Below are 18,271 nucleotides of genomic sequence, written 5' to 3'. Positions count from 1 at the left end.
GGCAAGCCCGCTCGCCACAACAAGCCCGCTCGCCACAGAAAACCCGGTTGCCACAACTGCCCCGCCCGCCGCACCAGGCCGAGCCAGAATCAGATCTTCTGGTTCTTTTCCAGGTCCCACTTCTTCGGCGTGCCGGTGATCACGGTATCGCCGGTGAAGGAGTCGTACTCGTAGCTGATGGTGGTGAAGTTGATGGAGAAGGTTTCGCTCGGGCGCTCGCCATTACTGCTGGCGGAGTAGGAGCTGATGATGGCTTCGCCCAGGATCAGCTTGAGGAACACCTGTTGCTTCTTGTCCGGGCCGCCGGTCTGGATGAAGTGGATCTCGGCATCGCCCAGGCTCTTGCCGCACACGGCTTGCATGAACAGGTCAGCCGAGGCCAGGTCGGTGGCCTTGGTCATGGAAATTTCCGAGAACGACGGGTTGCTGGTGTCGCGGTCGGTGCCGCCGCCGCTGATGGAGATGGCGCGGCCGACGCCCATCTGGATCGCGTCGATGGTGATCCAGTCCTTGTGCGCGTCGACGGTGGAAGTGCCCTTGATTTGGGTGCCTTTGAAGTTCAGCAGGATCATGGTCGTTACCTTTCAGGTTGATCAGTTGGATTTGGTGGACGGCAGCTTGGAGACCAGGCGCAGGGACACGGTCAGGCCTTCGAGCTGGTAGTGCGGGCGCAGGAAGAACTTGGCGCCGTAATAGCCGGGGTTACCTTCGATTTCTTCAACCACCACTTCGGCGCCGGCCAGCGGCTTGCGCGCCTTGTCGGCGTCGGTGGCTGTGGCCGGGTTGTGTTCCACGTAGCGGCCGATCCAGTTGTTGAGCCACACCTGCATGTCGTCGCGTTCTTTGAACGAGCCGATCTTGTCGCGCACGATGCACTTCAAGTAATGGGCGAAACGACAGGTGGCGAACAGGTACGGCAGGCGCGCAGCCAGGTTGGCGTTGGCGGTGGCGTCCGGGTCGTCGTACTCGGCCGGTTTGTGCATCGATTGCGCACCGATGAACGCAGCCAGGTCGCTGTTTTTCTTGTGCACCAGCGGCATGAAGCCATTCTTCGCCAGCTCCGCTTCACGGCGGTCGCTGATGGCGATTTCGGTTGGGCAGGTCATGTCGACACCGCCGTCATCGGTCGGGAAGGTATGCACCGGCAGCCCTTCCACCACACCACCGGATTCGATGCCGCGAATCTGTGAGCACCAGCCGTAGTGTTTGAACGAGCGGTTGATGTTCACCGCCATGGCGTACGCGGCGTTGGCCCAGGTGAAATCCTTGGCCCCGGCAGCGTCGGTGGTTTCTTCGAAGTCAAATTCTTCCACCGGGTTGGTCTTGGCGCCGTAAGGTGCGCGGGACAGGAAGCGCGGCATGGCCAGGCCCACGTAACGCGAGTCTTCACTGGCGCGGAAGCTGCGCCAGGCCGCGTGCTCGGGGGTCTGGAAAATCTTGGTCAGGTCACGTGGGTTCGCCAGTTCCTGCCACGACTCCATCAGCATCACGCTGGGGTCGGCGGCGGTGATCAGCGGGCAGTGAGCCGCGGCACTGACGCGGGCCATCTGGGTCAGTAGCTCCACGTCCGGCGCGCTGTTGTTGAAGTAGTAGTCCGCCACGAACGCACCGTATGGCTCGCCGCCGAACTGGCCGTATTCCTCTTCATACAGCTTCTTGAAAATCGGGCTCTGGTCCCAGGCCACACCCTTGAACTTGCGCAGCGTCTTGTGCACTTCGTTCTTGGAGATGTTCATCACGCGGATTTTCAGGGTCTCGTCGGTCTCGGTGTTGTTGACCAGGTAATGCAGGCCGCGCCAGGCGCTTTCCACGCCCTGGAATTCCTCGTGGTGCAGGATGTGGTTGACCTGCTCGGTAAGCTTCTGATCAAGCGCCGCGATCAGCCCTTCGATGGTGCCCAGCACGTCGTTGGGCATCAGGTTGGTGCCGTGCAGCGCCTGTTCAGCCAGGGTGCGCACCGCCGTTTCGACGGCCTCTTTGGCCTTGTCGGTCTTGGGCTTGAACTCTTTTTGCAGCAGGCTGGCGAAGTCGCCGGCGTCGAAATCCGTGGCGGGGGCAAGCTGCCCTGGCTGTTCAGATTGAGTGGTGGACATGACGGTATCCTCAAATTTTGGGCAAAGCGTCCCCGTACCGGGGCAAACAGGGCACCGGCGGCGTTAACGGTTATTCAGTTATTCGGTTGGCTTGGGAGCCGAGCTCAAGGCTTGCATCACGGTCGGATCCGCCAGCAGCTTGGCGAGCAATTCCTCGGCGCCCACCTTGCCGTCCATGTAGGTCAGCAGGTTGGACAATTGGCTGCGCGCGATGAGCAGCTGGTTAAGGCTCGGCACCTTGCTGGCGATGGCCGCCGGGGTGAAGTCATCCATCGACTGGAAGGTGATTTCCACCGGCAGGTTGCCTTCACCGGTCAGGGTGTTGGGCACCTGGAACGCCACGCGCGGTTTCATCGACTTGAGACGCTCGTCAAAGTTGTCGATATCGACTTCCAGGAACTTACGCTCAGCCACCGGCGGCAACGGTTCGGCAGGCTTGCCGGAAAGGTCCGAAAATACGCCCATGACGAAGGGCAATTGCACGGTTTTTTCCGCGCCGTAGATTTCCACGTCGTATTCGATCTGCACGCGTGGCGCCCGGTTGCGAGCGATGAACTTCTGACTGCTTTCTTTGGCCACAGGAAAAGCTCCAGTGAGTGGGGTTGATACAAAAAGGGTCAGTTGTCGCTGTTGCGAATACCGCTGACCAGCGCCAGTTGCGCGAGACCGTCGGGGGCGAGGTCTTGCAGCAATTCCATGAAATTCTTGTCGATCAATTTCTTCGCCCGTTGCAGCAGAATCGGCACCGGGCTTGCGGGTTCAAATGTCTGAAAATAGGTGCACAGGCGGTCGATGGTCTGGCGCGCGTCTTCGCGGCTGTTGATCTCGCCACGCAGGGCTTGCGGGGCGGCGACAGCGGCGACGGTTGCCACAGGCGTCGCGGCCGTCGCGGCTGTCGCGATTTCGACAGGAGCCTCACCGGGCAGGCGGCGGCGAATCACTTCACCCGCGCGGCGCAGCAAAGTGGCCAGGCCGCTGAGGTCGATGGCGCGACCGACGCCGACCTTTTCGGTCAGCAGTTGCTCAATCTGAACGCTCAGCTCCAACGCACGTGTCAGCGCGGCGTCGGTGGCCGTCAGCTCCAGCGGGTCGGCTTCGGTAAACGCGCCTTCGATCATCGCCAGGCTGACGTTTTCGCCCTCCCCACTTTGCTCGCCGCTGGCCAGATCGAACTGACGCAAGGTGACGGCGCCCAAGTTGCGAGCACTGATCAAGGGCGCGTCGAGCACGTCACGCAGCACGCCGGCCGGTTCACAGAGGAACGCCAGAATATTGATGCGCAGCAGCGGGTCGTTGTCGTCGTCGGGATCGAGCTGAGGGTGCAAGCCGTCCCAGCAGTTTTCCAGCAGGGCCTGAACCAGTTCGAGACCGGCGGCCAGGCCGGCGATGCCATTCAGGTTGAGTTGGGCGCGGGTCAGCCAGATGGCCAGGCGCAGGTCGCGGCTGCGCTCCAGCATGGGCTGAGCGAGGACCATCACGCGTTTCCAGTTCGGCTCGATGGCCTGGGTGATGGTGTCGCCGTACTGCACCTCGGGTTTGCCGAGGGCTTCCTCTTCCAGCTCCAGAAACTGCGGGTCGTACTCAAGGTTCTGGCCACACGCGCCAGCCTCGCCCAAAGGTTGGGCCAGCACCGTGAAATCCAGTGTTTGAGCTTCGGTGGGCAGGCCCATCGTACTTCCCTCGTTCAAGTTGTTCTGGGAATAGAACAGGCGAGGGAAATGATTTATTCCGCGTGACGGGAAAAATTCTTAATGGACACTTTCTTCTTCGATACGCCGCCGGTGGGATTCGGCATAGGCGGCTTCACGCGCCATCAGCAACGGGTCATCCGACGGCCCGATGCCGTCCGGCAGCTCCAGCGGGTTGAAATCCACGTCGCGGCACGGCCCTTCGACCTGGGATTGCTGGCTGTCGATGATCAGCGTGCCGGCATTGATCTGCCGCCGCCCCTGGGGCCAGCGCAGGGTGGCGTCAGTGGTCACATCGCCGGGCTCGGCCAGGGTGATGATCAGGTCCCAGCGCACCGGCCCTTGTTCAAGCTGTTTGGCGAAGCCATAGGCAAGGAAATCCGGGTCGCGGGATTGGCCGCTTGTCATCGGTTTGTAAGGCGTCTCAGGCACCATGCTCCAGCGCACGAAGTGCACCCGGCCCTGAGCGTCGGTCATGCGGAAAGCATTCACGCTGTAGAAGGTCGAATTGTCGAAACCTGAAGCTTCGGGATGCTCCGCCAGCCAGGTCTCGAATGGACGCATTTCAGGGTGAGCGTTTTTGAAGGCCTGCATTTTTTGCGGGTCAGGGCCGCTGCCGCCGTACGCCGGCATCGAGGCGCGCAACTGCTCATACAGGCCTTCAGGGGTATTTACCGGAAACACCGGCACGGAGTTCATCGCCATGTACCAGGTTTCGCCATCGGCGGCGGCCAGGCGCAGGGCCATGCTGCGGATCATGCCGTGTACGTCGGCTTGGGACGGGTCGCCACCGGCGGCCGACAACCGGCCGATCAGCGGCACGCTGCCAGGCTGTAACAGGGATGCGCGGGAAATCTCTGCCGCATGACCGTTGCTTTCAAAGCGGCCACTGATGCAATGGCCCTTGGCGTGATTACGACGAAACCCGGGATGAGCACCACCGGCCACCGCTTCCATCTCATCGACGATTTGCGTGGCCGTCGGCGAAGGCGAATAAAAGGACGGCAGCAGCCAGGCACCGAGGCCTGTGACCACCACAGCAGCGAGGGCAAGAGGCAGGTAATGGCGTTTTTTCAGCGAGAAGGTTGTTTTCATCTAGCTATCTGGGATCACGACATTGGGAACCAATGCCCGACCCCAGCACGGTTATTTCTGGATGGCGGCGATCCACATCGGTGCGGGCACAGCAGCGAACAGCTGGGCAGCACTTCGGTCGGCGACAAGTCGGGCAACGGCGTTGAGGTCTACACCTTCGGGCTCGCCGATAAGTGCGTAGCCCAGTTCAGACTGACGCCACGTTACTACGTTCATCTGCGCGACGCTCTGTTGTGCGATGGACTGATCCGGCTTGGGCTCTTTCATCACGCACAATGCAACCGGCGCGCCATTGGCGGGAAGGTACACCAACTGGATCAACGCCTTGTTGTTGAAGCGCAGGCGCTGCACCCGCTTGAAGGTCAGGCCGGCGGAACTCAGGTCCGGAACACGCAGGGCAAGGCCGTCTATCTGGCGGATATCGGCGAGGGTCTGGGTCACCACATCAGTGGGCTGAGCGCCGTAAGCCACGGTTTCGCGGGTATAAAGATGCTGGTACGCGGCCGCTTGTTGCACCCAGGGAGAGGTCTGGGCAACAGCCGGAGCGCTCGCATCAAAACCGGGCTTGAGGGCGCCGCTGAACGCACCAACTTGAAGCACGAGGGCATAGCAGGCAGCACCCGCAACGAACGTCAGGGCCGGCCATGCAAATTTAGGTTGGAGGAACGCGAACAGGCGCGAGAAAACGCTGTCTGCTTTATCGGAAGAGTTCACTCCACTCGTCGGAACAGTTCCAGCCGTCGATTGCGCAGCCGAATGCTGAGCCGCCAACGCCGCGATACTGAGCTTCAGGCTCTCGGGCACCGGTGGCACGTTCTGGCGAGCAAACGCTTCCTCATAAGGCAGGCAGGAAGCCATCAACCGAGAGACTCGCTGAGCCAGATCCGGCGAAGCGTCTATGAGCCGCTCAAGCTCTTGGTTCTGTTGCGACGAGAGCTCGCCGTCAACATAGGCCATTAGCAAGGCATCATCCGCTACCATGGGGTTATCTCTCCGTTTGTATTCATCAATTATTGCTGTGTGATGTCCGGCTTTGTGAGCCGAAGTGACCGATCTGCGGGTAGCGACAGGCCATCATATTGATATCATCTTTAACGTTGCAACAGGTCAAAAAAACTTTAAAGCAACCGACAGGCACTCAGTGACAGGTGCAAATACTCTAAGAGAACACCCTGGAATTGAAAATATTCCCAGGGCCGAATAAATCTTATATGTTTCACTATGTGTACGGGTAATTTTCCTGACACGATTGTCAGAATTATTGGCCTGGTACCTGCATAAGCTGTCAATAACCTTTCAAAATCGATCCAAATTGATACAATTTGTCAGCATTTTGATACAATTTACCGTCACCCAAGGACCCTCAGCACCGCAAAAAGGACGCCGCGACACAGGCATCCGCTACGGTATCGACCTCGTAGCCTGACCGCACCATTTTAGGCATCAAGAAATAAAAAGAGGAAATATGTCGATCACCGGTGCTGACTTACCCGCACTGCTTCCAGAACTGCTGCCACGCCTGTGGGCATTTGCGTTGCGCATTTCCGGCGACAAGCACGATGCCGAAGACCTGGTTCAGCTCGCCTGCGTGCGCGCACTGGAACGCTCCCATCAGTTGCAGCCCGACACGTCGGTGCTGAGCTGGATGTTTTCCATTGTCCACTCGACCTGGATCAACGAACTGCGTTCGCGCAAAGTCCGCAGCCGCTCGCGCATGGACTGGAATGACGAATTCCTGGAAACCGTCAGCGACCCCGAGGCGCCCAACCCGGAGTCTGACTTGATGCACCGGCAAATCATCGAAGCCGTGGAGAAACTCCCCGAAGGCCAGCGCGAAGTCATGTTGCTGGTGGGCGTTGAGCGCTTCAGCTACAAGGAAGCCGCCGAGATGCTCGATTTGCCGATCGGCACCGTCATGAGCCGGCTGTCCCGTGCGCGTCAGGCGATCGGCGCGCTTTTTGATTCGCCAAAAAGCAAACCTTTGCGCGCTCGACCGCAAAGCTCGTCAGCTTCGTGAAGCCGCTCTAGACCGGCGTCCTGAACGGGACCACCCTAAGGACTACGCCAACCCTCCCCCATCACCGCGAAACGCACTGGGGCTCACCCCCGTCCAGCGTTTGAACGCCCGCCGAAAACTGCGCACGTCGCTGTAACCGACTTCCTCGGTGATGCGCTCGATCGACAACCCCGGATTCCCCAGCAACCCCATGGTGCGTGCGCGCCGAACCTGCTCCAGCAGTGCTTCGAAGGTCAGGCCGTGCTCGGTCAGGCGCCGGCGCAGGGTGCGCCCGCTCATGTTCAGGTCGCCGGCGACCTTCTCCAGTTGGCTGCCCTGCAGATCCCGCGAGATGGCGCGCTCCACTGCCTGGATCAGGTCCATCTTCTGATGCAGTTGGGCGCTTTCCAGCTCCAGCAAATCCAGGGCCTGGCGCAATGCCAAGGGGTGATGATTGGGCAGGCGCGTGTCCAGCCAGTGCGGCGCCAGCACCATGCGATTGTGCAGGCAACCAAAACGCACGTCCGTGCCAAACAAGCGCTGATACTCGGCGACATAGGACGGTGCTGCGTGCACAAACTCCAACCGCTGCGGCTTGAAATCGGCGCCGACCAACGCCCGGCCATACACCATGAGACTGGCAAAGAACTCTTCGGCCGCAAACACCTGGACGTCGGCGTAGGGCAACAGGCATTCAACGTCGACGCACACTTCCTGCGGCGTTTCATGGGTGCGGGTGGTGGCGATGCCGCCGGAGGTGTGCTGATGCCGCTCGCCGATGGCAAAGGCATCGCGCAGGGTCTTGCACAGGGAAATCACATGGCCGAGCAGGCCCAGGGTGCCGAGTACGTTCTGATGCCCCACCCACAGGCCCAGGCCCTGATCGGGCAAGGCCTTGAGCGCCCGCTGGATCATCGCCACGGCCTGGCGATAGGAAATGCGTTGCGAGGGGTCATCCAGGTCGGCCAGGGTAAACCCCAGCCCGCGGCACAGCGCTTGGGCACTGGCGCCCTTCTGCGAAACCACCTGTGCCAGGGTTTGCAACAGAAAAGGCGACACCAGCGCCAGCTCGAATTGCGGGTCAACGGCTTTCCTTTGCATGGATCACGGGTTCCTGACTGAGTACTTCAGTTCTTGTTTTAGAAACATTCTGACAATCATAGGCGCTTGCAAGAGTCGCTGCACCCTGAGTGAAACCTGTCCGGCAAAGTCCCCCTATCTGTCCTCCAAAACCCTGCCCTGCCAGCCCCTGAGGGCTTATTTCTAAGGCCAGCAGTGCCCTAACAATAAGAACGAGGCCAGACATGAACCCCACCCGCACACTTCACCCGCTGCAACTCGCGTTGTTGAGCCTGATCAGCCTGCCGGCCCTGGCCACCGAAGGCGGCGTCGACAACATCGGCCCCGGCACCGATGGCTTCTACATCCTGCCCCTGGACGTGAACAACCTGCCGGACCACATGTTCGCCTTCAACCTGTATTACAACCACTACCAGGCCCGCAAACTGGACATCAGTTCCCTGGGCGGCAAAGTTTCGCAGGTGCGCATCAAGTCCGACGCAATCATCCCGCGCCTGGACTACCTGAGCCCCGTGCGCATCTTCGGCGGACGCCTGGGCGGCTACATTGCCCAGCCTTACCTCAAGCAACAGGTCTCGCTGTTCGGTATGTCCGACACGCGCGAAAGCATGGGCGACACCACCCTGGCGCCGATCATCCTGTGGGACATGGGCCCGAAACTGACCCTGGCTGCCGCCGTGGAAATCACCCTGCCCACGGGCGAATACGACGCCACGCGCCTGGCCAATACCAGCAATAACTTCTACACCTACAAACCCCTCGTGTCGGCCACCTGGATGCCAGACGACCGCACCGAGCTGTCGATCAAGACCACCTACAGTTTCAACGAAGAAAACCACGACACCGATTACCGCTCCGGGCAGATTTTTCACTTCGATTATTCGGCCAGCTACAAGGTGACCGACAACCTGAGCCTGGGGGTCAACGGCTACTACCTCAAGCAAACCACCGACGACAAACAGAACGGGCGCACCGTGGTGAACATCTATGGCGAAGACGTAAATGACGGCGTACGCGGGCAGGTGTTTGCGATCGGCCCGGCGGTGTATTTCACCTTTCTCAAATACGCCAGTGCGGAGGTGCGTTGGGCCAAGGAGTTTGATGTGAAGAACCGGCCGGAAGGCGATATGTTGTGGGCCAAGCTCACTATTCCTTTCGCCCTGTAAACCCAACCAAAAATGTAGGAGCTGGCTTGCCTGCGATGGCGGTGGTGAATGATCCACCGCCATCGCAGGCAAGCCAGCTCCCACAGAGGTTCGTCTCAGTCAGTTGTTATAGACAGGCCAGGTCTCAACAATTTTGCCCCCGCGAACCGCCAGCAAATCACCAAACTGCAACAGCACAAACTCACTCTGGGTGGGGCGTAAAAACACCTGATCCTCAATGTTCAAACCCACCGCCAGCGAGCCGTTGACCATCTCCTGGTTAGAACTGCGCCCGTACAGATCATTGCTTTGCAGCCCTTGGGGCGACTCGAATTCGGCCATCCAGTTACCGCCATAAATAAAGAACGTCTGGCGCTGGTTCGAGTCCCACCACGAAAACACCCGCGACTTGCCATCCAGCGCCGGGATATTCACCGGCCCGGTGCTTTTCAACACCGGCGTGGCAATAAACGCCGCCGGCACATGCTCACTCAACGACGGCAGGTCGTAATGGGTCGGTTTGAGCAGCGCCGTGCCCACCGACACTTCCGTACTGAGCCTTTCCTGCTGGTGAATCCGATAACTCGGGCTCCCCGCCGTGTTCAGGGTCAACCCCTCGCGCCACAACCCGGCGAACTGTTGGCGAGTGAAATCCACAAAACCGTTGTAGCGCAGCATGACCTGATCAAACAGCGCCTGGGGCGAACCGAGAACCCCCGGCACGCCCATGCCCACAAACGGGTCGTAGCCCATGAACCCGGCGAAGGCCAGATGCTGTGGGTTGGCACTGATCAACGTCAGCATCTGCCCCAACACAGCGTTATCGTTGATACCGCCTCGATGCAGCCCCACATCCAGTTCAATATTGACCCGCAACCGCGTGCCCAGCCCTTGAGCCAACGCCAAATACTGCTGCAACCGCTCAGGCGTATCCAGCAGCCATTGCAACTGCCGCGAAGGGTCGAACGCGCCCTTGTGCGTCTGATAAAACAGTTCGGCCGAACGCACCGGCAGCGGCTTGCCGATCAGGATATCGGCGTCAGGAAACACCTGCGCATCGTGGTTCAGAAACGGTTGGTGAAACGACATCAAGCGCTGCGTCCCTGCCCGCTTGGCGATATACGCGAGCAGGCCCGGCGACGGCAGGGATTTCTCCACCAGCCGCAGATGCTTGCCGCCGCGCTGCACCGCCTGCATCACCACGTCGATGTTGTGATCCAGCCGGTCCAAGTCAATCAGCATCACCGGGCGCATCGGCCCGTGAGCCTTCAGCTCGGCGTTGAGCGTGCGAAAATAGTCGGTGTACGGGCTGCCACGATCACCCGGGCGCAGCCACCAGGCACCCGCAACCAGCAAAGCACCGGTGCCCAATACGAAATGTCGACGGTTCATCAGGCCACTCCCAGAATGGATGACAGGTGGGCGTTGAGGAGTTTTCCGCTCGGGTCCAGCTCGCGGCGCACGCGGGCGAACTCATCCCAGCGCGGGTACAACGGCTGCAACGTGCGCGCATTGAGGGTGTGCAACTTGCCCCAATGCGGCCGCCCGGCGTACTTCCAGAAAATCGGCTCCACCGCGGCGAAAAAGTTGTGGTGGTCCATGGCGTAATGCTGGTGCACCGAGATCGAACAGCTGTCGCGGCCTTCGAACATGCTCAGGGGAATGCCATCGGCCTTGACGTAGCGGTACTCGATGGGAAACCAGGTGCGCAGGTCCTTGTCGGTGATCAGCTTGAGGATTTCGCGCAGGCACGCCGGGCCGTGTTCGGCCGGCACCGAGTATTCCATCTCGTTGAAGCGCACATTGCGCACGTTGGCGTAGACCTGAAACGACTCGGCCACGCGGTCGTCGAAACGCGCGAAAAAACGCAGGCTGTTGAGCAAGGTGCGCCGGGTGTCGGGGAAATCGCTGGCGTATTTGTCGAGCTTCTCGATGATCGTCACGAACTCATTGCCACCCGCCTCGGCCGGGTCGACCGGCGGGGTTTCGGGGTCGGTGGTTTCGTTGAGGGCGATGGACAGCGCGTAGTCGGAATGGGTGACGACGAGCATTTCCCAGTGCTGGTTTTCCCGGGTGTTCTTGTCGACGTCTTCCAGCAGCTCTTCAGTCTTGGCAATCCATTGGCGCTCGCGCAGCCGGTACGGCGCGCGGTTCTGCGAGCGGATTTGGGTGGCAACGCCCAGTGCACCCAGGGACACGCGAGCCGCGCTGAAGACCTCAGGGTGACGCTGAGCGTCGCAATCGAGCACCTCGCCTTGGGCTGTCACCAGCTGCAACCCGGTCACGCAGCCGGAATACGAGGTAAACCCCACACCGGTGCCGTGGGTGGAGGTGGAAATCGCCCCGGCCAGGGTCTGGTAATCGATATCCGCCATATTCGGCAGCGCCTGCCCTACCGCCTTGAGTGCCGGGCCCATGCGCGACATCGGCGTGCCGGCGGCAAAGGTGGCTTGCAGGGTGGCGGCGTCGTGCTCAAGCAGGCCGTTGAAGTAACTCAAGGACAGCAAGGTGCCGTCAGTGGGCACCAGCGCGCTGAATGAATGGGCCGAGCCAACCGGGCGAATCTGCCCCGGGGCCTGGCGAATCACCTGCACCAGCTCATCCAGATCCTTGGGCGCCACGCGTGCCAGTGGCAGGCAGGTCTGCGCGCCCGACCAGTTGCGCCACGGGATCAGCCTGGGCGCCCGCACCAGCTGGGCCAGCACCGGATTGCTCGTCACCGCCAGAAAAGCCCCGGCCAGGCTTGAGCGTTGCAACAGTTGCCGCCGTGAAAGCGCCATCCACCACCTCTTCTTATTGTTGTTGGAGTTCAACACCGGCCATAAAGCTGATCAGCGCGAGGAACTGCGCCTCGGAGCACTGCATGCACAGGCCCATCGGCGGCATGCCGTTGTAGCCGTTGATGCTGTGATCCAGCAGTGTGTCCGCGCCCTGGGCGACACGCGGGCTCCAGGCCGCACGGTCACCGCTCAGCGGCGCGCCGGACGCCGGGTTGGCGTGGCACAGCTTGCAACTGGTGTCGTAGACCTGGGCGAGCGCTGGGTCAGCAGGCATGCCTGCGCCGGCGTGTTCGGAGGCGTGCTTGGGGGGACCGTCACAGGCCGTGAGCAGGCCTGATACAACGAGCAACAGCAGGATGCGGCGCATGGCCACCCTCTCTTTTTATGGTATGGAACCTGCGTTCCACACTAAGACAGGTGCTGCGCGGCGTTGAGGGTTTTGGGGGACACAAAGGGGGCTTGGGCGGACAGTCAAGCCTTGACCAATCGCTCCAGTGCTTCACGAAGTTGCGGTTGGACCGGCAGGCGAATGCCAAAGGTGGTTTGCAGCAAGGCCAGCAGTTCATCGGCGCTGTCGATTGCCCGTTTTTCGCTGGGGCGGTCCAGCGAGTGAACGGCATAGTTGGCGTTGCTTAGCGTATGCCGTTGACCCGGTGCCAACAACGCCGCCTTCAACTGGCCGACGAAGGTTGAGGCCGGGTGCGTGGACACGTACCAGTTGCCGATTTCGTAATCGATATCCGCCTGGGGCTGCAGGTCGAACACATACAACCCCCGCCACTCCTCGCCCACTTGGGCCCACAAGGTGTAACAGCCTTCATTGAATGTCAGCCGATACGGTTCGTGGGCGGTGGCCTGGGTGGCCTCGGTGTCCAGTTGCAGCGGGCTGCTCGGCACCATGCCGCCAAAACCGACATCGCTGATGTAGCGCACACCGTCCAGCGTCACCAGGCTCAGGCGGTGGGTGCGCCCGGTGCGTGCGTCCGGCGGCCCGCCCATCACCACCCAGCCAGTGAGGCCGCGCGCATCGAAACCCAGCGCCTGCAACAGGCTCAGGAACAGGTAGTTCAGCTCAAAACAGTAACCACCGCGCCCGTCCAGCAGGACTTTTTGCTCGATGCTCGGCAAATCGATGGGTACCGGCAAGTGCATCAAGGTCGACAGGCTCTCGAAGGCGAAGGTGCACACATGGCGCAACTGCAATTCCCGCAAGGTTTGCAGCGTAGGCGGTGGCGGCGAATCGTAGCCCAGGCGTTGCAGGTAAAGCTGGCAGTGAGTCAATCCAGGCATGAAGCAATCCTTGAGTGCGAGGCGATCGCGACACTATGCCGCGCAGGCAGCGGATTTGTCATTTTGAATGAACCTTTTTGAGCGCCAACCTATCCATCTATAACAAGACAGGGAGGCAACATGAGTACCGCAAAAATCTACACCATCCACTATCAGCTGCACGGTCAACCGAAATCCTTTGTGGTGCGCGCCGAAGTGATGAATAACGCCGAGGCCTGGCACTGGGCGGCGGTTGATGCCGACATTGCGCACGTCAGCCGTATTGGCCGCGTGGGCCACGAACAAGTGAAGAAGACCACCCGACCCTGGGCGGAAAAGTTCGGGATTACCGAGGTCACCTGGGTCGCGCCCAAATAAATTTGACGCATACACTTATCAACATTCACAGACACCGACGATGACGCCGGTGTCTTTTTTTGCCGACAGCTTTTATCACACGCTAAACTAACCTGCGGCAAGGCCCGCAAGAATCTCTTTTGACCGTTGCAAAAACACTTTTGATGTCATCACTTCAGTAGTGATTCCAAGAACCCCGTAAACGAACTTCGCCCTTGCCCTGAGTTTCTCATCATCACTGATAAGATAATCCGTGATACTCGCATGCAAAATATGCTTGTTATCGCGATAACTACTGGAAATTTTTGACGCATTATCCATCTTCACAACTTCCGTCTGAAAATTGATAAAATCGCAAAGTTTCAAAAGCTGCTCAATTGCCTCGCAACTGTCCGCCGGCGTGGCCAAGGTGACTTCACCGGTGCGAAGAAGCGCCTGAACAAACTGTTCATCACGAAACTCCAGCGTCAGAAACTCCATCTCTGGAATGGTTCGATGGAGGCTATCCTTACCGAAAAGCGCCATGGGATCGTCAACAATAATATTGTAAACTTTCTCGCCTCGCCTAAACGCAGGATAGTCATGATAGTGGCGAACAGTACTCACTAAATTATAATGCTCAAAATTACGGGTACCCGGCCGCAAGAGTTCTACCCTCTCATAGGTGTGATAGATATCCTCCGTAACAAACGCTACTTCTTGGCTCAGAATGCCCACCAGATGGTCTCTCGCAAGCTCTTGAAGCGCCTCGATCAGGTCTGAGACAAACAGTGGGTTGGATAGCACAATATCTTCCAGCGTAAAACTGCTGTAAACAAATGCAATTTTATTCGCCTGACTGGCGGCCACACATTGCCGCTTGATATTCGCTTTGGACAAGATAAATGCGACCGCATTCAGATCCAGATAGATCGTCGGGACGCCGAGCACGGCCGGCAAAAACCTCACGTCGCTCTTTTCAAAAGGCTCACTATTATCAAGAAAGCGATCAACTGAATCAGCTGCTTGATAATTAAGCAAGCCGACTTTAAAGCGCTTGATTATTTCGTCGGCACCGATCACATATTCTTTAAGCAGCGGCCGCAAATTCACATCCAACTTATCGCGAATCTTTTTTTCATGCTTCACGATGCTGCCAAACAAAAAAATCGGATGAGGCACATTTAGTTTAAACCTTCGCGCCACCGAGTCCAGAAATGCCTTATAGGTATCATTCAGTGCGTTCACCTCATCACTGAATTGACTCCAAAGTCCGACAACTATCTCGAAAGAAACATTTGGAGCTGGCTCACCAACAAGACAATCAGCTTCAGGAACCGTACGCTGAAGCAATTCAAGAACCCTGAATTCGTTTGTGGTTTGAAGCGTGCTTAACTCCTCAATCCTGTCAAGGCAGTCCATAAGTTTTCTACTTAAAATAACACCCATGGATTCATGGATTGCGTAAGCCGTCTCTGCTTTCATGTTGCTCCCTGAAATAATAATCCGAATTAAATATTTCCAACCTGCACCAATAAAAAAGCGCGTGTGCAGTGACTTTTCAGCGCGCAATTATACGTAGATACAATAGGTTAAACGATACAAACCGCATCATTCAGTGGCTGATCGGATCCTGTGGGTTCAGCATGGGGTGATGCCACGCCGCCCCACACTGAGACCTGACCCGAACTCTAACGCGCCGGCTCGACCCCGCCTGGCTGGAAAGCCTTAAAAGCGCTTAAGCCAATACGCCGATGCGCTGTTCATCCGGCCAGAACAGCGCCGCCTGCCCGTTCGGCTGGCCAGCTTCATCCAGCAGTGTCCACACCACGCCGGCATAGATCATGAACGGCTGGTTGTGCGCATCCACCCGCCAGCCGCTGTAGCCGTCGGCAATGCCGTTGGCGGTGACTTGCTCCAGAAGCACCTGGCGCGCGGCGCGGTCCAGCGCCGAGGCGCTGAAGCGCGAAGGCATGCCGATAAAGCTTTCGCGCGGGTATTTGAAGCACTGCAACGCGCAGTCATTCACATAGGTAAAGCGCGGGTCGGCGGCACCGTCATGGGCCAGCAGGCTATACGGTGCCTGGCTGTGCAGCCAGGCCAGACGCTGTTGCGGGCTCAGGTGGTGAGGGGCCGGCAGTCCCTGGCCGGTCCAGTGTCGATACGCCTCATCCAGCCGGTGTACGAAGTTTTCTTGAAGGGACACACACAACCTCACATCGATCAGTTGGAAACCTTTGCACGCCAGCAGAACACCGCGCTCACGGCGATGGCCGCGCCTGCCAGGCCGAATACCCAGTGCGCCGACGCCACCGGCAGCAACAGGCCGGCCAGCAACGGCCCGAGGCCGGCGCCGACATCACGCCACACCGAGTTGGAGGCCAGCGCCGACACGCGCATCGAACCTGGGTTGCGCTCGGCCACCAACGTGGTCACCAGCGGCAGTTGCAGCGCGCGCAGCACCAGCACTGCCGCCGCGCCGGCGATCACCCAGTAACTGCCAAACGCGGTCAGGGCCAGGGCGCTCATAAATGAAAACAGCAGCAGCATCGAGGTCGCGCCAAAGTGCTGCGCGGCGCGCCCGCCCAAGGGGCTCAGGAGCATTTCCGAGGCGTAGCGCAGGGCCATCAAGCCACCGGCGATCAGCACCGCGTCACCGCCGAGAATTTTCTGCGCCTGGATCGACAGGCCAAAGATAAACAGGCCGTCCAGCGCCACGCCCTCAATAAAGGACCATGCCGCCACACTGTCCGGCCATTTAAAGCGGCGCCCCGTGCTGTGCAGATTATGGCCCACGCGAGGCAGCCCATGCGCTGCCCACACGCCCAACAGACAACACCCGGCGAGAATCAGAAAGATCGGCCGTGGCCCGGCCCATAATGTCAGCCAACCGCCCAGCGGCAGTGCGAGCATCGGCCCGAGCGCAATCACCGCCCGTGAGCGCCCCGCCCGGCGCGCCGACCCGGCTGGCTCGGAAGTCGCCAGCACTTGTGTCGACAGATTCAGCGCGGCAAAACACAGGCCCCAGATCAAGCGCAGCACGAGCAGCGCGGCAAAGCCGGACAGCATCGAGTTGCCCAGCGCACACACGGTGGCAGCGCCGGCAGCGATCATGCACGTCAGCCGGTCGCCATGGCGCGCGTAGAAATTCAGCACATGCCGGTAGCCGAAAATCCGCACCAGGCGGTTGGCGGCCAGCAGCACACCGGCCTGGGCCAGGGTGATGCCGAACGCCTGGGATTCCATGGGCAGCAGCAGGTAGAGCAACACGTCACTGGGCAGGCATAAAGCGAGGGTCAGCGCGGCGCGGCGGGACGAAACATCAGCGGTGCGTTGGGCCAGGCTGGACATAAATCTGAAACATCCCGAAATATTCAGGTCGCCACGGTAGCCTTCCCGAACGGTGTTTTACAACGCCCGATCACACCTTTTTGTCATAGGGCAACAAGCGTAACCAGCTGGCCACGGCGCCCGCCAGCGCAAACGCGCAACCGAGCCACAGCGCGATCTGCGGGCCGCTGCCCAGGGACAAGTGGAAACAGAACGCCACCAACGACGCCCCCAGCGTCTGCCCCAGCAACCGCGAAATCGCCACGATGCCACTCGCTCCGCCGCTGCGGGCCAGCGGCGCGCTGGTCATGATGGCCTTGAGGTTGGGTGACTGGAAAAAACCGAACCCGGCGCCGCACAGGGCCATGCGCCAGCCGATATCAAAAGCTGATGCGCCACTGCCCAGGGTCGCCAGCGCCGCCATGCCGACACTGAGCATCAACAACCCGATGCCGCACAGCACCCCCAGCGACACCCGATCCGCCAGGCGCCCCGCCACCAGCGCCATCACCGCAACCACCGCCGGCCACGGGGTCATCAGAAAACCGGTCTCCACCTGGCTATGCCCCAGCACCGCCTGCAACAGGAACGGCAGCGAGACAAACGCCAGGCCTTGTGCACTGAACGCGCAAATGGCTGTGAGGGAAGACAGCGCGAATACCGGGCGTTTGAACAGGTCCACGGCCAGCATCGGCGCCGGGTGACCGGCCTCGCGGCGCAACAGCAAGGCGCCACACACCAGCGCCACTGCAATCAACCCCAGGGTCAAGGCGCCCTGCGCCCCGTGCACCGCCGTGCCCAGGCCCAGCACCAGCAAGGCGAACAGCCCGGCACACAGCACCGCCGCAATGCGGTCGAAGGCATGCCCGGTCAATGGCAGCACCGGCAACGAGCGAAAGCCCAACCCCAGCGCCAGCAGGCCCAGTGGCACGTTGATCAGGTACAACCAATGCCAGGTCGCCACTGACAGAATCGCCGACGCGGCCGTCGGCCCGAGGGTAAAGGCCAACCCCACCACCAGCGAGTTGTAGCCCAGCCCTCGCCCGAGCATTTTCGAGGGGTAGATATGCCGCAGCAGCGCGGTGTTGACGCTCATCAAGGCCGCCGCCCCCAGCCCTTGGGCCACCCGCGCGGCGGTCAGGGTCAAGAGTGAGCCGGCGAGCCCGCAAAACAGCGATGAGACAATAAACAGCAGCAACCCGCCCAGATACACGCGGCGATGCCCCAGCACATCGCTCAAGGACGCAAACGGAAGCACCGTGGCGATGATCGCCAACTGGTAGGCGTTGACCACCCAGATGACTGACGCCGAATCGGTGCCGATGCCCTGCGCCAGCGTCGGCAGCGCCGTGTTGACGATGGCCGTGTCCAGGGTTGCCATGCCAATCCCCAAAGACAGGGCGATCACCGCCGGCAAGCGTTTATTGGAGGGCAACCCATCGGCGACAGAAGACATGAA

At 60.1% G+C, this 18,271-nt stretch carries 18 protein-coding genes; 3 read left to right on the top strand and 15 right to left on the bottom strand.

Features of this window, described 5'->3' with window-relative positions; all coding sequences use genetic code 11:
- Nucleotides 1–89: 89 nt before the first annotated feature.
- The 6 genes from AB4P94_RS18570 to AB4P94_RS18545 form a co-directional block, all read right to left on the bottom strand.
- Nucleotides 90–572, bottom strand: a complete 483-nt coding sequence (locus AB4P94_RS18570; protein ID WP_078743332.1) for a type VI secretion system tube protein Hcp — start codon at nucleotides 570–572, stop codon at nucleotides 90–92.
- 21 nt (nucleotides 573–593) lie between these two features.
- Nucleotides 594–2,093, bottom strand: a complete 1,500-nt coding sequence (gene tssC, locus AB4P94_RS18565) for a type VI secretion system contractile sheath large subunit (RefSeq protein WP_395606815.1) — start codon at nucleotides 2,091–2,093, stop codon at nucleotides 594–596.
- A gap of 78 nt (nucleotides 2,094–2,171) precedes the next feature.
- The gene (tssB, locus tag AB4P94_RS18560) at nucleotides 2,172–2,672 is read right to left on the bottom strand and encodes a type VI secretion system contractile sheath small subunit (RefSeq protein WP_078743334.1); all 501 of its coding nucleotides are present in this window, start codon (nucleotides 2,670–2,672) and stop codon (nucleotides 2,172–2,174) included.
- 38 nt (nucleotides 2,673–2,710) lie between these two features.
- Complete coding sequence (tssA, locus tag AB4P94_RS18555) at nucleotides 2,711–3,763, bottom strand: type VI secretion system protein TssA (RefSeq protein WP_395606814.1); 1,053 nt, start codon at nucleotides 3,761–3,763, stop codon at nucleotides 2,711–2,713.
- Nucleotides 3,764–3,841: 78 nt separating this feature from the next.
- The gene (locus AB4P94_RS18550; protein ID WP_395606813.1) at nucleotides 3,842–4,876 is read right to left on the bottom strand and encodes a catalase family peroxidase; all 1,035 of its coding nucleotides are present in this window, start codon (nucleotides 4,874–4,876) and stop codon (nucleotides 3,842–3,844) included.
- Nucleotides 4,877–4,927: 51 nt separating this feature from the next.
- Entirely contained in the window at nucleotides 4,928–5,857 is a 930-nt protein-coding gene (locus tag AB4P94_RS18545) for an anti-sigma factor family protein (protein WP_395606812.1), read from the bottom strand.
- Between the two features lie 484 nt (nucleotides 5,858–6,341).
- Between AB4P94_RS18545 and AB4P94_RS18540 the strand changes: the two genes are divergently transcribed.
- On the top strand, nucleotides 6,342–6,893 hold the full coding sequence (locus AB4P94_RS18540; RefSeq protein WP_395606811.1) for an RNA polymerase sigma factor: 552 nt from the start codon (nucleotides 6,342–6,344) through the stop codon (nucleotides 6,891–6,893).
- A gap of 42 nt (nucleotides 6,894–6,935) precedes the next feature.
- Here the strand turns inward: AB4P94_RS18540 and AB4P94_RS18535 are convergent, their stop codons facing one another.
- Nucleotides 6,936–7,973, bottom strand: coding sequence for an AraC family transcriptional regulator (locus AB4P94_RS18535; protein WP_395606810.1), 1,038 nt, complete (start codon nucleotides 7,971–7,973; stop codon nucleotides 6,936–6,938).
- Between the two features lie 203 nt (nucleotides 7,974–8,176).
- On the opposite strand from AB4P94_RS18535, the gene AB4P94_RS18530 reads away from it, so the two are divergent.
- The gene (locus AB4P94_RS18530; protein ID WP_395606809.1) at nucleotides 8,177–9,118 is read left to right on the top strand and encodes a transporter; all 942 of its coding nucleotides are present in this window, start codon (nucleotides 8,177–8,179) and stop codon (nucleotides 9,116–9,118) included.
- A 99-nt stretch (nucleotides 9,119–9,217) separates the two neighbouring features.
- Here the strand turns inward: AB4P94_RS18530 and AB4P94_RS18525 are convergent, their stop codons facing one another.
- The 4 genes from AB4P94_RS18525 to AB4P94_RS18510 all read right to left on the bottom strand — a co-directional run bounded on the left by AB4P94_RS18525 (nucleotide 9,218) and on the right by AB4P94_RS18510 (nucleotide 13,167).
- On the bottom strand, nucleotides 9,218–10,429 hold the full coding sequence (locus AB4P94_RS18525) for a DSD1 family PLP-dependent enzyme (RefSeq protein ID WP_395611358.1): 1,212 nt from the start codon (nucleotides 10,427–10,429) through the stop codon (nucleotides 9,218–9,220).
- A gap of 59 nt (nucleotides 10,430–10,488) precedes the next feature.
- Nucleotides 10,489–11,817 (bottom strand): D-arabinono-1,4-lactone oxidase, encoded by a 1,329-nt coding sequence (locus tag AB4P94_RS18520; protein WP_395611357.1) that lies wholly within the window; start codon nucleotides 11,815–11,817, stop codon nucleotides 10,489–10,491.
- A 73-nt stretch (nucleotides 11,818–11,890) separates the two neighbouring features.
- On the bottom strand, nucleotides 11,891–12,244 hold the full coding sequence (locus AB4P94_RS18515; RefSeq protein ID WP_395606808.1) for a c-type cytochrome: 354 nt from the start codon (nucleotides 12,242–12,244) through the stop codon (nucleotides 11,891–11,893).
- A 104-nt stretch (nucleotides 12,245–12,348) separates the two neighbouring features.
- Entirely contained in the window at nucleotides 12,349–13,167 is an 819-nt protein-coding gene (locus AB4P94_RS18510; protein WP_395606807.1) for an arylamine N-acetyltransferase, read from the bottom strand.
- Between the two features lie 120 nt (nucleotides 13,168–13,287).
- On the opposite strand from AB4P94_RS18510, the gene AB4P94_RS18505 reads away from it, so the two are divergent.
- The gene (locus tag AB4P94_RS18505; RefSeq protein ID WP_016974012.1) at nucleotides 13,288–13,524 is read left to right on the top strand and encodes a DUF6555 family protein; all 237 of its coding nucleotides are present in this window, start codon (nucleotides 13,288–13,290) and stop codon (nucleotides 13,522–13,524) included.
- Between the two features lie 87 nt (nucleotides 13,525–13,611).
- Here the strand turns inward: AB4P94_RS18505 and AB4P94_RS18500 are convergent, their stop codons facing one another.
- From AB4P94_RS18500 to AB4P94_RS18485, 4 genes are all read right to left on the bottom strand, one after another.
- Nucleotides 13,612–14,967, bottom strand: coding sequence for a hypothetical protein (locus AB4P94_RS18500; RefSeq protein WP_395606806.1), 1,356 nt, complete (start codon nucleotides 14,965–14,967; stop codon nucleotides 13,612–13,614).
- Between the two features lie 253 nt (nucleotides 14,968–15,220).
- Nucleotides 15,221–15,688, bottom strand: coding sequence for an MEKHLA domain-containing protein (locus AB4P94_RS18495; RefSeq protein ID WP_395606805.1), 468 nt, complete (start codon nucleotides 15,686–15,688; stop codon nucleotides 15,221–15,223).
- Nucleotides 15,689–15,705: 17 nt separating this feature from the next.
- On the bottom strand, nucleotides 15,706–16,833 hold the full coding sequence (locus AB4P94_RS18490) for an MFS transporter (protein WP_395606804.1): 1,128 nt from the start codon (nucleotides 16,831–16,833) through the stop codon (nucleotides 15,706–15,708).
- A 70-nt stretch (nucleotides 16,834–16,903) separates the two neighbouring features.
- A complete protein-coding gene (locus tag AB4P94_RS18485) occupies nucleotides 16,904–18,268 on the bottom strand; it encodes an MFS transporter (RefSeq protein ID WP_395606803.1) in 1,365 nt (454 codons plus the stop codon).
- Nucleotides 18,269–18,271 lie beyond the last annotated feature (3 nt).

The organism is Pseudomonas sp. B22129 (assembly GCF_044218875.1).
In the GTDB taxonomy this organism is placed as follows: domain Bacteria; phylum Pseudomonadota; class Gammaproteobacteria; order Pseudomonadales; family Pseudomonadaceae; genus Aquipseudomonas.
This window is presented reverse-complemented; position numbering and strand designations above follow the sequence as displayed.

Excerpts from the sequence above, each read along its gene's own strand:
- AB4P94_RS18570 (WP_078743332.1), bottom strand. The coding sequence starts at position 572 with ATGATCCTGCTGAACTTCAAAGGCACCCAAATCAAGGGCACTTCCACC.
- tssC (WP_395606815.1), bottom strand. The coding sequence starts at position 2,093 with ATGTCCACCACTCAATCTGAACAGCCAGGGCAGCTTGCCCCCGCCACG.
- tssA (WP_395606814.1), bottom strand. The coding sequence starts at position 3,763 with ATGGGCCTGCCCACCGAAGCTCAAACACTGGATTTCACGGTGCTGGCC.
- AB4P94_RS18550 (WP_395606813.1), bottom strand. The coding sequence starts at position 4,876 with ATGAAAACAACCTTCTCGCTGAAAAAACGCCATTACCTGCCTCTTGCC.
- AB4P94_RS18545 (WP_395606812.1), bottom strand. The coding sequence starts at position 5,857 with ATGGTAGCGGATGATGCCTTGCTAATGGCCTATGTTGACGGCGAGCTC.
- AB4P94_RS18540 (WP_395606811.1), top strand. The coding sequence starts at position 6,342 with ATGTCGATCACCGGTGCTGACTTACCCGCACTGCTTCCAGAACTGCTG.
- AB4P94_RS18535 (WP_395606810.1), bottom strand. The coding sequence starts at position 7,973 with ATGCAAAGGAAAGCCGTTGACCCGCAATTCGAGCTGGCGCTGGTGTCG.
- AB4P94_RS18530 (WP_395606809.1), top strand. The coding sequence starts at position 8,177 with ATGAACCCCACCCGCACACTTCACCCGCTGCAACTCGCGTTGTTGAGC.
- AB4P94_RS18515 (WP_395606808.1), bottom strand. The coding sequence starts at position 12,244 with ATGCGCCGCATCCTGCTGTTGCTCGTTGTATCAGGCCTGCTCACGGCC.
- AB4P94_RS18510 (WP_395606807.1), bottom strand. The coding sequence starts at position 13,167 with ATGCCTGGATTGACTCACTGCCAGCTTTACCTGCAACGCCTGGGCTAC.
- AB4P94_RS18505 (WP_016974012.1), top strand. The coding sequence starts at position 13,288 with ATGAGTACCGCAAAAATCTACACCATCCACTATCAGCTGCACGGTCAA.
- AB4P94_RS18500 (WP_395606806.1), bottom strand. The coding sequence starts at position 14,967 with ATGAAAGCAGAGACGGCTTACGCAATCCATGAATCCATGGGTGTTATT.
- AB4P94_RS18490 (WP_395606804.1), bottom strand. The coding sequence starts at position 16,833 with ATGTCCAGCCTGGCCCAACGCACCGCTGATGTTTCGTCCCGCCGCGCC.
- AB4P94_RS18485 (WP_395606803.1), bottom strand. The coding sequence starts at position 18,268 with ATGTCTTCTGTCGCCGATGGGTTGCCCTCCAATAAACGCTTGCCGGCG.